Below are 14,528 nucleotides of genomic sequence, written 5' to 3' on the forward strand. Positions count from 1 at the left end.
ACCTTAGGGGGTTCCCCGCTGGCTGGCCCAGCGCAGCTGACGGACCATGCCCCGGACCAGGGCCACCTCTTCGGCGCTGATCTGGGCCCTCTGCAGCAACGCCCGCAACTTGGCCATGCGGGCATGGGCCGTGTGCGGCAGCAGAAAACCCACCTCCAGTAGCAGGTCTTCGGCGTCCACCAGGGCGGCTTCCAGCCGCTCCCGGACGGCGGGCTCGGGCCCGGTCACCGCCGCCGGATCGCTGGGATGAGCCGTGGTTCCTGCCTGCTGGCAGCGGCGCAGCTCGTGCAGGCTGATGGCCACCGCATGGGAGAGGTTGAGGGAGGGGTAGCCGGCGTCGGTGCCGATTCGCAGGATGCGACCGGCCTGGAGCAGCTCATCGGTGCTCAGGCCCCGGTCTTCCCGCCCGAAGACCAGCGCCGCGGTGCTGGGTTGGTGATCGCCATCCCCTGGGCAGGCTTGGGGCTCCAGCAGCCAGGGGATGGCGTCAGCGGGGCCTTCGATGGGTAGAGCCTGCGAGTCGACCCGCCCACTGGCGGCCACCACCCGGGTGCGGTCGCTGAGGGCCGCTGCCAGATCCGGATAGAGCCGGGCACCTTCCAGCAGGGCCCCGGCATGGACCGCCATGCGCCTGGCCTCCTCACCGAGGTGATCACAGCGGGGGGCCACGAGCCGCAGGTCGTGAAGATCGAAATTGGCGCAGAGCCTGGCCACACTGCCCACGTTCAGGGGCCCAGCGGGCTCCACCAGTACCAGGGCCAGGGACGTGCTGCCGCTCACTCCAGGCTGCGGAGATGGGCCAGCAGGTCGGCCATGGCCTGGGGTTCAGGCTGGAAGCGCGGCATCGGTGGCGTGCGGCCGCTCACCACCTGGCGGATCAGCTGGCGATCGCTGTGGCGCTGGCTTACCCCCAGCAGGCTGGGCCCCACCAGCCCCTGGGCGGCGATGCCGTGGCAGCCGGCGCAGTTCATGCGAAAGAGGCGGCCGCCGGTCTCCACCGAGCCCGACAGCGCCAGGGTGCGCCGGGTGTAGGGGTCGCTGCGGGCTGCCGGCAGGACGAACAGCAGCATCAGGATGCAGCCGGCTGCGGCCAGCAGCACCAGGGCGGTGATCAGGCCCTGGCGCTGGACCGGCGCCGGGGTGGCCTCCAGGACGGTGGAAGGATCGCCGGTCACGGATCACTCGGAAGACCCACACAGCCTGCCTTGGCCGTGGGAGAATTGCGTCAGGCACAACTTCCGGCTCCCGATGATCGAACCCCTTCTCTGCGGCATCGTTCTGGGTTTGATCCCGATCACCCTGGTGGGCCTGTTCGTGGCGGCCTGGAACCAGTACCGCCGGGGCAGTGCCCTGGGAGGCTGAGTCAGTTCGCGGGCGCCAGGATCATCAGGCCGCAGCTGCCGTAGCGCCGTTGGTCGACCAGCTTCCAGCCGGAGGGAACCTCTGGGTAAGAGCAGCTGGAGCATTCCCAGAGCAGACGCCCGCCCACGGCCAGCCAGCCAGCCGCTGCCACCGCCTCAGCGATCGGCACGTAGAGGGCTGAAGCGTAGGGGGGGTCGGCGTAGATCAGATCAAAGCCCGCCGCTGCGTTCTCTCCCAGCTGTTGTGTCGGGCACTGGCCCAGCCAGAGCGGCAGGGAGGCCCTGATCACCCGCAGATCGCAGGCGGGATTGACGCTGGCCTTGACGGCCTCCAGATTGCGCCGGGCGATGGCGAGGGTGGCCTGGTCATGATCGACGGCCACCACCTGCTGGGCACCCCTTTGCAGGACTTCGCAGCCCATCACGCCGCTGCCGCAACAGAGATCGAGCCAGCGGCATCCGCCCAGCTCGGCAGCCAGGAGGTTGAGCACCGCCAGCCGCAGCCTTGAGCTGGTGGGACGGGTCTGCTGTCCCGGTGGGCTGAGCAGTTTGCGCCCGCCACTGAGCCTCAGACTCATGCCCCGCTCCGCTCCAGCCAGTCCAGCCAACGCCCGAGCATGCGCTGCCCCTGGGGTCCGGACTTCTCGGGGTGAAACTGGCAGGCCGCCAGGGCCCCCTGCCATACCGCCGCTGTCACCGGCTGATCAGCGAAGAGGACCTCCGCAGTGCTGCAGGCCGGATCCGCGGGAACGGCGGCGTAGGAATGCACGAAATAGACCCAGGCCGCTGGATGGCCCGCTGGCAGCAGGGGGCTGGGGTTGGTGGAGATCAACGGCGCCCAGCCCATGTGGGGAATGGGATGTCCTGGGCTGGAGGGCAGGGCCCGCACCTGGCCCCTGAGCAGGCCGAGGCCGGTGGCTTCCCCCTCCTCACTGCCCTCGAACAGCAGCTGCAACCCCAGGCAGATCCCCAGCAGGGGACGCCCCTTGGCACTCCACTCTCGCAGGGGATCCACCAGGCGGGCCTGGTGCAGGCGCTCCATGGCTGGATCGAAGGATCCCACCCCCGGCAGGATCAGGGCGTCGCAGCCCTCCATCGACGGGGCGTCCAGCACGGGAATGAGTTCGGCGCCGAGGCGCTCAGCGGCCCGGGCCACCGAATGGAGGTTGCCCATGCCGTAATCGATTAGGCCGATCCGATGGCTCATGGCACGGCTCATGGCAGTGACTCCAGGCAGGTGCGTTGTTCGGGGTGCAGCAGGTCGTCGCAGCGGGCCAGATCGAGGGCATTGATGGCGGCGATGAGCTGGTAGAGGCGGCCGACGCAGCGTTGATCGAAGTCGAAGCGCAGGCAGGGTCGCAGGCGATCGTTGTCGTCGCAGCTCTCCCCCAGCTCAAACGTGCCGCTGCTGAGCAGATCCGGGAAGCCGGAGCGGATGGACAGCAGATCAGCCTCCGCCAGGGGCACGTGCAGCAGCAACTCCAGTCCGTCGTCGGTGACGCGGGTGGTGTGGAACACCCGGTAGAAGTGGCGGATCAGCTCGATCGCCTCGCTGGCGCTGTCGGCCCGGCTGATCAGGCCACCGTCGTCTGGGCCGATCAATCCCTCGCGCTTCAGCCCATGGAGGAGGTCCTGTGGCCAGTGCTGCCAGAGCTCATGGCCCGGAGGCGCCAGCAGCACCACCGGAATCGGTGCCGTGCGCCCGGTCTGGATCAAGGTGAGGGCCTCGAACAGTTCATCGAGGGTGCCGAAGCCGCCGGGCAGCACCACCAGGGCATCGCTCTCCCGCAGGAAGAACAGCTTGCGGGTGAAGAAGTAGCGAAAATCGACCAGGCGATTCCCTGCCGCCGTCACATAGGGGTTGGAGGCCTGCTCAAAGGGCAGCTGAATGTTGAGCCCGAAGCTGTGGTCTGCGCCCGCTCCCCGGTTCGCCGCTTCCATCACCCCGCCGCCAGCGCCGGTGATCACCTCAAAGCCGGCGGCCATCGCTTCACGCCCCACCTGCTCGGCCAGCTGATAGGTGGAGCTGTGGGGCAGGCTGCGGGCCGAGCCGAACACCGTCACCTTGCGCGAGCTGCGGTGGGGATGGAAGGCAGCTAGGGCGTCATGCAGGTCGCTCAGGGCACCGGAGATCAGCTGCCAGTCGTCGGTGTCATCGGCGATGCGGGCCATCTCCAGAATGGAGTGGAGCGAGCGCTCGATCAGCAGGCGATGGGGATGATCAACCAGGGACTGGCCCAACCGCTCCAGGGAGGGGGGGGCGCTGGACATCACTGGAATGGCGGAGGCTGGAGCTGAGGAACTGCTCAGAGGTATTTGGCGATCGTGCCTGAGAGAGTGTTCTTGGGAACCGCGCCCACCACGGTGTCCACTTTCTGGCCACCCTTGAAGATCATCAGTGTGGGGATGCTGCGGATGCCGTACTGGCTGGCGACGTTGGGGTTCTCGTCGGTGTTGAGCTTGTAGACCTTCAACTTGCCTTCGAATTCTTTGGCGATCTCGTCGACGATCGGGGCCACCATGCGGCAGGGACCGCACCAGGGGGCCCAGAAATCAACCAGCACGGGCACGTCACTTTTGAGCACGTCCAGCTCAAAGGAAGCATCGGTGACGGCGGTGGCGCTGGACATCCGAGGGAGGGGACAAGGTACCTGGAATCTAGCAACGAGGGCCCTGAATCCCCCAGTTCGGCGGGGGGACCGTAGGAAGACAAAATGCCCGGACGCGCCGGGCGGGTTGGTGTGAGGAGTGTGCGAGCCGGAGCCCCCACAGCATCAGGTTAACGCCCGTCTCCGCTGAGACTCTGTGGTTTCCCCCCACGCGAAGGCGCAGGTGCGCAGAACTACTTGCCCATGCCCAGCTGCTGGGCTTTCTGATACACCTTTCCTTCCGTGAGCAGGGATGGGGCTACCACCACATCCACCCGTTGCATCTCCTTGATCGTGCGCGCACCAAGGGTTCCCATCGATGTGCGTAGGGCGCCGAGGAGATTCTGGGTGCCGTCGTCGAGGCTGGCGGGTCCGCGCAGGATCTTCTCCAGGCTGCCGGTGGTGCCGACGTTGATCCTGGTGCCCCGGGGCAGCACGGGGCTGGGGGTGGCCATGCCCCAGTGGAAGCCACGGCCGGGGGCTTCGCTGGCCCGGGCGATGGGTGAGCCGATCATCACCGCATCGGCGCCGCAGGCGATGCACTTGCAGATGTCGCCGCCGGTGACGATCCCGCCATCGGCGACGATCGGCACGTACTGACCGGTCTCCCGCTCGTGGTCGTCGCGGGCGGCGGCGCAATCGGCCACGGCCGTGGCCTGGGGGATGCCCACCCCCAGCACGCCCCTTGAGGTGCAGGCAGCACCGGGGCCGATGCCCACCATCACCGCAGCGGCGCCGGCACGCATCAGCTGGAGGGCCACCTCATACGTGACGCAGTTGCCGATCACCACCGGAATGCCGAGATCACGGCATAGGGCGGCCAGATCGAGGGTTTCGCGGCCGGCTGGACCAATGTGGTCGGTGGAGACCACCGTGGCCTGCACAAAAAAGAGATCGGCGCCGGCTTCGGCCACCGCCTGACCGAAGCGCAGGGCCGCCGCCGGGGTGGCACTGACGGCGGCGATGCCACCGCCGGCTTTGATCGCCGCGATGCGCTGACGGATCAGGTCCTCACGCACGGGCTGGGCGTAGAGCTCCTGCATCAGGGGCACGAACGCGTCCTTGCCCACCGCCGCCATGCGGTCCAGGATCGGGTTGGGGTCGTCGTAGCGGCACTGGACCCCTTCGAGATTCAGCACCCCCAGGGCCCCGAGCCGGGAGAGTTCCACCGCCACGGCCACATCGACCACACCGTCCATGGCGCTGGCGATGATCGGGATCTCCCGCTCAATGCCAGCGATGGTCCAGCGGCTGTCGGTGACTTCGGGATCGACGGTGCGACAGCCGGGCACCAAGGCGATCTCGTCGATCCCGTAGGCGCGGCGGACGGTTCGAGAACGGCCTAACTGAATGGACACCACTGGGGTTTCTGCAGTCGGGCCAAGCTATCAACCGGACTGGCCGGGTCCAGGCTGAGGCGAACCCGACGGCGGTTGTGCCCTCAGGGGCTCAGTTCAGGGCTGTCCACGAAACGCCGCCCAGCGCTGCTGCCACGAGGCCAGCAGCGTCTGGCGGTCGCTGCTGCGCACCAGGTGAGTGAGCCCGAAGCGTCCCAGCCAGATCAACCCGGCCAGCTCCAGCAGGCCTGGAACCAGGGGCAGGCTCTCGATCGCTCCCAGCAGGGCGGCGTAGATCCGCAGCAGCAGCAGCAGGGCCACAAAGCCAGCCAGCAACTTCAGGGGGCCGCTGTATCGCTGCATCAGCTGCTGGACGTCAGCGCCGCTGAGCCAGTCACGCAGCTTGCCGCTGAGCAGCTCCCACTCGCCTCCCCCTTCGCTGGGCTCGGCCTCGCCCGTGGCGGGAATGAACAGGGTGCTGGCCACGGCTGGATCGGCCGGGGGGTCAACGATGGCGGCCGACTGAAGCTCAGGCTGAGGTTCAGGCTGAGGTTCAGGCGCAGGCTGAAGTTCAGGCTCAGGCTCGTTGTCTGGCTGGGGATCCGGTTCGGGTTCGAGCTCAGGGGCTGGTGCTGGCTCAGGTTCAGGGTCCTGCTGCCGTTCCCCTGTGGGCTCGGCACTTTGATCCTCCCCTGCCGGCGGCGGCGGGGATGGTAAATCCTGGCCCTGCTCGGGCTCCTGGGATTCAGCTGGGAACTCGACCACCGGTTATTGCGCAAAATCGCCGGTGGAGCTTAAGCCGACTCCTCGGACTTGGTCACGGCCCTGCTGCCCTCAGCCCTCAAGGGGAATCAGGCCCGGACGCTCACTCAGGGGGAGGAGGGGAAGCCGCAGGGGGAACGAGCCCTCACGCAGGCGCTGGATCAGATCGGCGCCGACCTCCTCGGCCAGCCGAGGGCTGTGGGCCGGGGCACAGCGCAGCCTGCGGGCGTCCACCTGGATCTCACCGGCGAGCAGGTGGCTGTAGGGAACGAAACCGAAGCTTGGCCGGATCCGGCGGGGAATGGAGAAATCGAGCACGGGGGCTTCCAGCTGATCGTCGCCGCAGGCCGCCTGGTGGGCCACGGCCAGGTTGATCAGGGGAACAGGCGCCGCGATCGCCACCAGCAGGGCACTGCCATGGCCTTCGAAGTGGCAGGGGCGGATCCACTCGGCCTTCAGATCCGCCAGATCGACGCTCACCGCCGCCACGGCTCCCGGCCCGCGGGCATGGCCGCTGGGCAGCCGCCGGATCTGGGGCTGGTGGCCGCTGCCGGCGCCGATCACCCAGCCGATCGCCCCGGCCACCAGCACGGGCGAGCCGGGGCCCAGCAGGCTGAGGCCAGGCATGGTCAGGCCGATGCTGCGGCAGCCGGCACTGCTGTAAAGGGCGCTGCCGTAGGGGCCCAGCAGGGGGCCGTAGGGGCTGTGGGTGACCCCCTCGGCGCTGCTCACCGCCACGATGCCGTTCTCGCTGATGGCCCGATGCAGCAGCAGGCGCGCCACACCCAGACGTTCGAGCTGGAGACGGGTCTGCAGTTCACGGCGGGGATGCAGGGCCGTGCCTTCACCACTGGCCACCAGTTCCACCTCCAGGCCCGCCAGCAACCTGGCCAGCACCTGGGCGCCGCCCCGCCGCACCGGGTCCGTGATCCCGCCGCCGATGGGCAGGGTCAGGCCACCGCTGCCGCTGGCCCCCAGGGCCAGCACCCCGTCGAGTCGCGCCTCCCGCAGGCGCATCGGTGGATCACAGGGTCCGAGGCTGAACTGGAGCGTGGCCTGATCGCTGAACTCGGCGTTGGCGGCTACCACCACATCGGTGTCGGCGTAAGCCGCCTCCAGCCCTTCGGCGGCCACCAGAGCCCGGAACTCCGCGCCGCTGCGTACCGCCAGGTCGCCGGCGCTCTGGCGCTCCAGCAGCTGCGCCTCGCTGCGGGGGCTGGGGGGGGCGGAGCCCATCAGTGCAAGCAGCCTGAAGACGGTGGACCCAGCCTCGCCTAACCTGGCCTTCGGCAGTGTGGTGCGAGATGGCGGATCCAACGGGTCCCGGCGAATCCGACGGGCGGATCATCCAGACCGACCTGCGCATTGAGATGTCGCGCTCCTATCTGGAGTACGCGATGAGCGTGATCGTGGGCCGGGCTCTGCCCGATGCCCGCGACGGGCTCAAACCGGTGCACCGGCGCATCCTCTATGCGATGTACGAGCTCGGTCTCACCAGCGACCGGCCCTACCGCAAATGCGCCCGGGTGGTGGGCGAAGTGCTCGGCAAATACCACCCCCACGGCGATACGGCCGTCTACGACGCCCTGGTGCGCATGGCCCAGGACTTCTCGATGCGCATGCCGCTGATCGATGGTCACGGCAACTTCGGCTCGGTCGACAACGACCCTCCGGCGGCGATGCGATACACCGAATCACGGCTGCAGGCGCTCACTACCGACAGCCTGCTGGAGGACATCGAAGCGGAAACCGTCGATTACATCGACAACTTCGACGGCTCCCAACAGGAACCCACGGTGATGCCGGCGCGGGTTCCGCACCTGCTGCTGAATGGCTCCTCGGGCATCGCGGTGGGCATGGCCACCAACATCCCTCCCCACAACCTCACCGAACTGATCAATGGCCTGCTGGCTCTGATCGCTGATCCTGATCTTGAGGAGAGGGCCCTGCTGGCGCTGATCCCCGGGCCTGATTTCCCCACCGGCGGTCAGATTCTCGGCCGCCGCGGCATCCGCGAGACCTACACCACCGGCCGCGGCTCAGTGACCATGCGCGGGGTGGCCGCGATCGAAACCCTTGAAATTCCCGGCCGCCCCGATCGTGATGCGGTGATCATCACCGAACTCCCCTATCAAACCAACAAGGCGGCGCTGATCGAGCGCATCGCCGAGATGGTCAATGATAAGAAGCTCGAAGGCATCTCCGACATCCGCGATGAGAGTGATCGCGATGGCATGCGCATCGTGATTGAGCTGCGCCGTGATGCTTACCCGCAGGTGGTGCTCAACAACCTGTTCAAGCTAACGCCGCTTCAGAGCAACTTCAGTGCCCACATGCTGGCCCTGGTGAACAGCGAGCCGGTGTTGCTCACCCTGCGGCGCATGCTTGAGGTGTTCCTCGAATTCCGCATCGAAACAATCGAGCGGCGCACCCGCTACCTGCTGCGCAAGGCGGAGGAGCGGGACCACATCCTGCTGGGTCTGCTGCTGGCGCTCGACCAGCTCGATCCGATCATTGCCCTGATACGGGCGGCCTCGGATGCGGCCACGGCCCGCCTGCAGCTGCAGGAGCGCCATGGCCTCAGTGAGATCCAGTCGGACGCGATTCTGCAGATGCAGCTGCGTCGGCTCACAGCCCTTGAGGCTGACAAGATCCGCCTTGAGCATGAGGATCTGGTCACCAAGATCGTCGATTACAAAGACATTCTGGGCCGGCGTGAGCGCGTGCTCGGATTGATCGAAGCGGAGTTGGTTCAGCTGCGCGAGCGCTACCCATCGGAGCGCCGCACCGAGATCCTTGATCTGGAGGGCGGTCTCGAAGACATCGACCTGATCGCCAATGAGCGGTCGGTGGTGCTGCTCACCGAGAACGGCTACCTCAAGCGCATGCCGGTGAGCGAGTTCGAGGCCACCAGCCGTGGCACCCGCGGCAAGGCCGGCACCCGCAGCCAGGGAGAGGAGGCGGTGCGCCTGTTCATCAGCTGCAACGACCACGACACCCTGCTGCTGTTCAGTGATCGCGGCGTGGTCTATGCCGTGCCGGCCTATCGGGTGCCGGTGGGCAGCCGCGGTGCCAAGGGCACTCCGGTGGTGCAGTTGCTGCCGATTCCCCGCGAAGAGCAGATCACGTCCCTGGTGGCGGTGAGTGCCTTCGACGACGATGTTCAGCTGCTGATGCTCACCAGCGGCGGCTACATCAAGCGCACCCGGCTGTCGGCCTTCGCCAACATCCGCTCCAACGGCCTGATCGCCATCAGCCTCGAGGCGGGTGATGCCCTGCGCTGGGCGCGGCTGGCCCTGCCGGGCGACAGCGTGCTGATCGGCTCGCTCAAGGGAATGACGATCCACTTCCGCCTCACCGATGGCGAACTGCGGCCCCTGGGCCGCACTGCCCGGGGGGTGCGCGCCATGGCCCTGCGCAGCGGTGATGAGCTGGTGAGCATGGATGTGCTGCCGGCTGAGCTGGCCGATCAAGTGGCCAGCTCGTCGGCTTCGGAAGGGGAGGAGGAGGAGACTCCGGAGGCCGGTGAGAGCGCCGAAGGTCCCTGGGTGCTGGTGGCCTCCGCCAGTGGGCTGGGCAAGCGGGTGCCGGTGACCCAGTTCCGTCTGCAGCGCCGGGCCGGTCTGGGCCTGCGCGCCATCAAGTTCCGCCGCGATGGCGACGTGCTGGTGGGGCTGACGGTGATGGGCGCCGGCGAGGAACTGCTGCTGGTGAGTGAGCGGGGGGTGATCGTGCGCATGCAGGCCGACAACATCCCCCAGCAATCGCGGGCTGCCACGGGCGTGCGCCTGCAGAAGCTCGACAGCGGTGATCGTCTCAGCGAGGTGGTGCTCGTTCCCCCGGCCCCCGATGACGAAGAAGTCGGCGATGTCGCTGAGGCCACTGATACCGCTACCAGCGCAGACAGCCCTGAGATCCTGTCGCCACCGGAGTCCCCCTGACACCAGCCCCAGCAGTCGATGTGCTGGTGCTCGGGGCCGGTCCTGCGGGGCTGGCCATCGCCAGCGAGCTTGTCCCCCTCGGCCTGCGGGTGATGGGGCTCTCGGCAGACGATCCCACCAGCCCTTGGCCGAACACCTACGGCATCTGGGCGGCGGAGCTGGATCAGCTTCACCTGTCCCATCTGCTCAAACACCGCTGGTCGACTTGCGTCAGCTACTTCGGCGCCGACCCTGTGGCCCTCAGCCGCGACTACGGCTTGTTTGATCCCGGCAAACTCCAGCGCCACTGGCTGGGGCGTTGCTCCGGCATGGACTGGCGGCGGGGACTGGCGGCTGGGCTGAGCCACGATGATCAGGGCTCCCAGGTGACCACCCAGGAGGGGGAGGTGCTCAGGGCCCGCCTGGTGATCGACACCACGGGCCACAATCCCGTGTTCGTTCAACGGCCATCCCTGGGGCCGGTGGCGGCCCAGGCGGCCTACGGAATTGTGGGCACCTTCACGGCGGATCCGGTGCCGCCGGGCCAGTTCGTGTTGATGGACTACCGCAGCGAGCATCTGAGCCCTGAGGAGCGCCAGGCCCCCCCCACGTTCCTCTACGCCATGGACCTGGGCGAGGGGCGCTTCTTCGTGGAGGAAACCTCCCTGGCCCTGGCGCCACCGGTGCCCATCGAGGTGCTTCAGGACCGCCTGCGGCGGCGGCTGGCCCACCGGGGCGTGGCGGTGCTGCAGCAGGAGCACGAGGAGCGTTGCCTGTTTCCGATGAACCTGCCCCTGCCCGACCTCCGCCAGCGGGTGCTGGGCTTCGGAGGGGCCGCCAGCCTGGTGCACCCCGCTTCGGGTTACCTGGTGGGCTCCCTGCTGCGGCGCGCCCCTGGCCTGGCGGCTGCCATTGCCTCAGGTCTGGCACGGCCCGACCTCGACGCTGCCGAAGTGGCCGAGCTGGCCTGGGCCGCCCTCTGGACCCCGGAGCTGGTGCGCAAGCACGGCATTTACCAGTTCGGACTGGAGAAGCTGATGCGGTTCTCCGAGCAGGAGCTGCGCCAGTTCTTCAGCACCTTCTTTGCTCTGCCCGAGCGGCAGTGGTATGGATTTTTGACCAACACGCTCAGCCTCAGCGAGCTGGTGGTTGCGATGCTGCGTCTGTTTACCCAGGCACCGGCTGCTGTGCGCTGGGGACTGATGCAGCTGAAGGGACGCGAAACGGCCCTGCTGTGGCGAGCCCTGCGGGGATAGCCGGTCCGGCTCAACCTCAGCGGAACACCAGCACCGGCAGGGGGGCATGGATCAGCACCCGCTGGGTCTGGCTGCCCAGCAGCAGGCCACTGAGGCCCCGGCGGCCATGGGAGGCCATGAAGATCAGATCGCAGCCGTGGTGAGCTGCCGCCTCGATGATGGCCTCATGGGGCAGGTCGTTGACCACCCCATCACTGCTGCAGGGCACGCCGGCGCTTTCAGCCACCCCCTGGGCGTCCGCGAGAATTCGCTCGGCATTCTCCCGTGCCACCACGCTGAGGTTTTCCATCGTGCCGGCATCGAGCATGGTGCCGGTGCCCACCATCGACACCGGCAGAACACTGCGGGCATTGAAGAAGGTGATGCGCGCCCCCACCTCCTTGGCGAAGGCCACGGCCCCCTGGACGGCTTTCACCGAGACGTCGGATCCGTCGATGGGAACGAGCAGATGGGAGTACATGGCTGCGGGCCCGGGGCAGAGCCAGCCCAAGGAAGACCTTTCCAACGAGCGTACCTGGGCTGCTCCCAGCCCCCCTCAGCTGGCGATGGGCGAGGGGCGGGGCAGGAGCCGGCGCACGGCGGCGTCGTAGAGCACTTGCCCCTTCCAGGAGACTGCCACGATCACCGGCAGGGCCAGCAGCAGCAGCACGGCGAGCTGAAGGGGCGCGCTGCTGGGAAAGCCGTGGCTGGTGAAGAGCAGAAAGATGGGTCGGTGAAACAGATACATGAAGAAGCTGGCGGTGCTGATCGCCAGAACCAGGGGAGGGAGACGCAGCTTGCGGCCCCAGCGTTCACAGACCAGGAAGGTCAACAGTGGAGCGAACACCGCCAGGGGAATGGCATTGAGGCTCGAGTCGATGCGGGCCTGGTGATGGAACGAGAACAGGGTGGCCGCCACCGTGGCCAGCGCCGTGAAGGCGAGGCTGCGCTGGCTCACCCGTGGCTCCACCAGCGCTGGCGCCAGCACAAGGCCTGCCACGAAGGACGGGAAGTAGAGGAACAGGCGCGAATCCACTCCATCCAGCAGTTTGCCCAGCAGCACGTTGAGGCCGATGATCCCGGCGCTCACCACCAGCCGGTTTGAGGCCCAGCGCCAGGGCCTCTGAGCCAGGCTGTGCACCAGCAGCAGCAGCAACGGCGCCAGCAGGTAGAACACCACGATCATCGAGATGTACCAGAGGGTCAGGGGTGGCTCCAGGCTGAAACTCGCGCTCAGCAGCGCCGCCCCGACGAACTGCCCGGGCTTGAGCAGTCCGCAGAGATCGAACAGCAGCAGGGCCGCCAGGTAGGGGGGGTAGATCCGGATCATCCGCCGCCGGTAGAACCGCCAGAGATCGGCGGTGTTGGTGATCCGGGATCTGCCGATCAGGTACCCGGAAATCAGCACGAACAGCCCCAGCACCACCACCGTCAGTCGGTAAGTGATGTCGTTCTTGTAGCCATCGATCGATTCGGCGTAGCCCAGCAGGTGCCAGAACCCGACGATCCAGAGGATGCAGCCGGCCCGCATCAGATCGATGGCCTGATTCCGCTGGCCCGGGGGCGGTGGGCTCAGGGCGGCTGGAGGGCTGCTCCCGGGCGGCTGTTGCTCAGGCATGGATGTGGGGTCGCTCGTCGGTGGGGGGAGGGGGCTGCTGGGTCTTGACGCTGGCCCAGTCCGCCGCGTTCAGCTGGGGGAGTAGACAATCTTCAGCTTCAATGGCCTCCAGCCAGCCATCGGCCAGGGCTGCGCCGGTGTCGATGGCATGCATCAGCCGCCAGAAGCGATCGAGATGGCGGTGGATCCGCTCCCGGGCCAGGCCGGTGGTGGTGCCGGCCCGCAGGATGAAGCTCCAGTCTGAACTCTGGGCCAGCAGCAGCTCCCGTCCAGCCTGGGTGAGCAGCCGCCTCTGGCGCTCGCTGGCCACGCCGCCGTTCACCCGCTTCACCATGGCCGCGGAGGCCCGATGCCACTCCGGCACCACCCAGGCATTGCTCTGGTGGAGCCAGTAGTGGTGGTAGCCCCCCTGCCCCCAGCTGGAGGGGGAGGGCCGGCAGATCTGCAGGGACTCCTGCCGCTCCAGGGCGCCGCGCAGGCTGCTGAAGGCCACGCCGGCGCCAGGTCCCTGGCGGAACAGTTCGGCCAGGAACAGGGGCCCCTCGTACCACCAGTGGCCGAACAACTCCGCATCAAAGGGTGCCACCAGCAGGGGGGGGCGGGCCATGGCCACCGCCAGCTCAGACAGCTCCTGGCGGCGTCCGGCCAGGTAGGCGCTGGCGTGCTCCGCCGTGCGCCGGGCCGCCGCTTCGGGCTCATAGGGCAGCTTCTGATCGAGCGGTGAGTCCTGGCTGCTGACCCGGTGCAGTTTCAGGCCCAGGGGCCTGGAGCTGGTGATGCCCTGGGCCTGGAGTTTGGCTTCGGGCAGATCCCAGCCCAGGTCACGGTGAAATTCCCGGTAACTGCCATCGCCTGGATACCCCTCCGACGCCGACCACACCGGCAGGGTGGCGGCGCCATCGCGGGCGAAGAAGGCGATGCCCGCCGGCGAGCAGATCGGGGCGTACACCCCATAGCGCGGCCGTGGCAGGGCATGCAGCAGGCCGTGGGCATCGAGCACGGCGTAGCGAAGTCCGCACTGCCGCAGCAGCTGATCAAGGCCCTCGTAGTAGGCGCACTCCGGCAGCCAGATGCCCAGGGGTCGCGCCCCCAGCAGGCGCTGGTGCTCGCGCACGGCGTTGATCAGCTGGGCCCGCACCGCTTCGGGGCTGTGGCGCAGCAGCGGCAGGTAGCCGTGGGTGGCGGCGCAGGTGAGCAGGTCCAGTACCCCGTCCTGCTGCAATTGCCGGAAGCGCTGCAACAGCTGGCCGCCGCTCTCGATCCAGCTTCGGCGGGTGCTCTCCAGGGTGTCGGCCAGGGCGGTGGCGGCGGCACGGTGGCTGGACGGGGCCGCCGCCAACAGGTGCTGGCGCTGGGCCAGCCAGTGGGGGAAGTGCGCGCTAAGCACTGGATCGTTGATCAGGCTCAGCAGGGTGGGTGAAAGGCCGAGGCTGAGGCGGGGGCGCTGGGAAGGATCATTCCGACTGGCTTCCAGCATCTGCAGCAGCGGCAGATAACTCTCCAGCAGGGCCTGGAAGTACCAGTCTTCCTCCAGGGAGCCCGGCTGGCTGTTCCGGACAAAGGGGAGATGGGCATGAAGGACCAGGGCCAGGGTGCCTGTGGCCATCGACCATCCATCAATCAAGCCACCTTACGGGGCCTGCCCGT

15 protein-coding genes are annotated in these 14,528 nt (G+C 67.9%); 3 read left to right on the forward strand and 12 right to left on the reverse strand.

The genetic code is table 11. The annotated features are described in order from the left end of the window. Positions 1-3: 3 nt before the first annotated feature. The gene (locus KBY67_RS03425) at positions 4-780 is read right to left on the reverse strand and encodes an RNA methyltransferase (protein ID WP_255108762.1); all 777 of its coding nucleotides are present in this window, start codon (positions 778-780) and stop codon (positions 4-6) included. After that, positions 777-1,175, reverse strand: coding sequence for a cytochrome c (locus tag KBY67_RS03430; RefSeq protein ID WP_255108764.1), 399 nt, complete (start codon positions 1,173-1,175; stop codon positions 777-779). Before KBY67_RS03430 ends, KBY67_RS03425 begins: the two co-directional genes overlap by 4 nt. A gap of 73 nt (positions 1,176-1,248) precedes the next feature. Between KBY67_RS03430 and petG the strand changes: the two genes are divergently transcribed. Further along, positions 1,249-1,362, forward strand: a complete 114-nt coding sequence (gene petG / locus KBY67_RS03435) for a cytochrome b6-f complex subunit V (protein WP_006170345.1) — start codon at positions 1,249-1,251, stop codon at positions 1,360-1,362. A 1-nt stretch (position 1,363) separates the two neighbouring features. On the opposite strand, the gene KBY67_RS03440 is transcribed toward petG, so the two are convergent. From KBY67_RS03440 to KBY67_RS03470, 7 genes are all read right to left on the reverse strand, one after another. Then, on the reverse strand, positions 1,364-1,939 hold the full coding sequence (locus KBY67_RS03440; RefSeq protein WP_255108766.1) for an RsmD family RNA methyltransferase: 576 nt from the start codon (positions 1,937-1,939) through the stop codon (positions 1,364-1,366). Further along, on the reverse strand, positions 1,936-2,568 hold the full coding sequence (hisH, locus tag KBY67_RS03445) for an imidazole glycerol phosphate synthase subunit HisH (RefSeq protein WP_255108901.1): 633 nt from the start codon (positions 2,566-2,568) through the stop codon (positions 1,936-1,938). The genes KBY67_RS03440 and hisH overlap by 4 nt, the downstream gene beginning before the upstream one ends. Positions 2,569-2,576: 8 nt before the next feature. Further along, a complete protein-coding gene (locus tag KBY67_RS03450) occupies positions 2,577-3,632 on the reverse strand; it encodes a TIGR00730 family Rossman fold protein (RefSeq protein WP_255108768.1) in 1,056 nt (351 codons plus the stop codon). A 35-nt stretch (positions 3,633-3,667) separates the two neighbouring features. Next, entirely contained in the window at positions 3,668-3,991 is a 324-nt protein-coding gene (gene trxA / locus KBY67_RS03455) for a thioredoxin (RefSeq protein ID WP_006170349.1), read from the reverse strand. A 212-nt stretch (positions 3,992-4,203) separates the two neighbouring features. Then, positions 4,204-5,367, reverse strand: a complete 1,164-nt coding sequence (locus KBY67_RS03460) for a GuaB3 family IMP dehydrogenase-related protein (protein ID WP_255108769.1) — start codon at positions 5,365-5,367, stop codon at positions 4,204-4,206. A 96-nt stretch (positions 5,368-5,463) separates the two neighbouring features. Continuing rightward, the gene (locus KBY67_RS03465; protein WP_255108770.1) at positions 5,464-5,832 is read right to left on the reverse strand and encodes a CAAD domain-containing protein; all 369 of its coding nucleotides are present in this window, start codon (positions 5,830-5,832) and stop codon (positions 5,464-5,466) included. A gap of 348 nt (positions 5,833-6,180) precedes the next feature. Further along, complete coding sequence (locus tag KBY67_RS03470) at positions 6,181-7,344, reverse strand: homocysteine biosynthesis protein (protein ID WP_255108771.1); 1,164 nt, start codon at positions 7,342-7,344, stop codon at positions 6,181-6,183. Between the two features lie 68 nt (positions 7,345-7,412). Here KBY67_RS03470 and gyrA point away from each other — a divergent pair, with 68 nt between their 5' ends. Beyond that, on the forward strand, positions 7,413-10,049 hold the full coding sequence (gyrA, locus tag KBY67_RS03475) for a DNA gyrase subunit A (RefSeq protein ID WP_255108772.1): 2,637 nt from the start codon (positions 7,413-7,415) through the stop codon (positions 10,047-10,049). After that, positions 10,046-11,284: a lycopene beta cyclase gene (gene crtL, locus KBY67_RS03480; protein WP_255108904.1), complete on the forward strand. Its 1,239-nt coding sequence runs from the start codon at positions 10,046-10,048 to the stop codon at positions 11,282-11,284. Before gyrA ends, crtL begins: the two co-directional genes overlap by 4 nt. Before the next feature lie 16 nt (positions 11,285-11,300). Here the strand turns inward: crtL and KBY67_RS03485 are convergent, their stop codons facing one another. The 3 genes from KBY67_RS03485 to KBY67_RS03495 all read right to left on the reverse strand — a co-directional run bounded on the left by KBY67_RS03485 (position 11,301) and on the right by KBY67_RS03495 (position 14,487). After that, a complete protein-coding gene (locus tag KBY67_RS03485) occupies positions 11,301-11,744 on the reverse strand; it encodes a universal stress protein (RefSeq protein WP_255108773.1) in 444 nt (147 codons plus the stop codon). Between the two features lie 75 nt (positions 11,745-11,819). Continuing rightward, on the reverse strand, positions 11,820-12,881 hold the full coding sequence (locus KBY67_RS03490) for an acyltransferase (RefSeq protein ID WP_255108774.1): 1,062 nt from the start codon (positions 12,879-12,881) through the stop codon (positions 11,820-11,822). Next, positions 12,874-14,487 (reverse strand): glycoside hydrolase family 57 protein, encoded by a 1,614-nt coding sequence (locus KBY67_RS03495; RefSeq protein WP_255108775.1) that lies wholly within the window; start codon positions 14,485-14,487, stop codon positions 12,874-12,876. The genes KBY67_RS03490 and KBY67_RS03495 overlap by 8 nt, the downstream gene beginning before the upstream one ends. Positions 14,488-14,528 lie beyond the last annotated feature (41 nt).

The organism is Synechococcus sp. RedBA-s (assembly GCF_024345495.1).
GTDB lineage: Bacteria > Cyanobacteriota > Cyanobacteriia > PCC-6307 > Cyanobiaceae > Regnicoccus_A.

Bases quoted from the DNA above. Each gene is read 5' to 3' on its own strand.
- petG (WP_006170345.1), top strand. From the start codon at position 1,249: ATGATCGAACCCCTTCTCTGCGGCATCGTTCTGGGTTTGATCCCGATC.
- KBY67_RS03440 (WP_255108766.1), bottom strand. From the start codon at position 1,939: ATGAGTCTGAGGCTCAGTGGCGGGCGCAAACTGCTCAGCCCACCGGGA.
- hisH (WP_255108901.1), bottom strand. From the start codon at position 2,568: ATGAGCCATCGGATCGGCCTAATCGATTACGGCATGGGCAACCTCCAT.
- KBY67_RS03450 (WP_255108768.1), bottom strand. From the start codon at position 3,632: ATGTCCAGCGCCCCCCCCTCCCTGGAGCGGTTGGGCCAGTCCCTGGTT.
- trxA (WP_006170349.1), bottom strand. From the start codon at position 3,991: ATGTCCAGCGCCACCGCCGTCACCGATGCTTCCTTTGAGCTGGACGTG.
- KBY67_RS03470 (WP_255108771.1), bottom strand. From the start codon at position 7,344: ATGGGCTCCGCCCCCCCCAGCCCCCGCAGCGAGGCGCAGCTGCTGGAG.
- gyrA (WP_255108772.1), top strand. From the start codon at position 7,413: ATGGCGGATCCAACGGGTCCCGGCGAATCCGACGGGCGGATCATCCAG.
- KBY67_RS03485 (WP_255108773.1), bottom strand. From the start codon at position 11,744: ATGTACTCCCATCTGCTCGTTCCCATCGACGGATCCGACGTCTCGGTG.
- KBY67_RS03490 (WP_255108774.1), bottom strand. From the start codon at position 12,881: ATGCCTGAGCAACAGCCGCCCGGGAGCAGCCCTCCAGCCGCCCTGAGC.
- KBY67_RS03495 (WP_255108775.1), bottom strand. From the start codon at position 14,487: ATGGCCACAGGCACCCTGGCCCTGGTCCTTCATGCCCATCTCCCCTTT.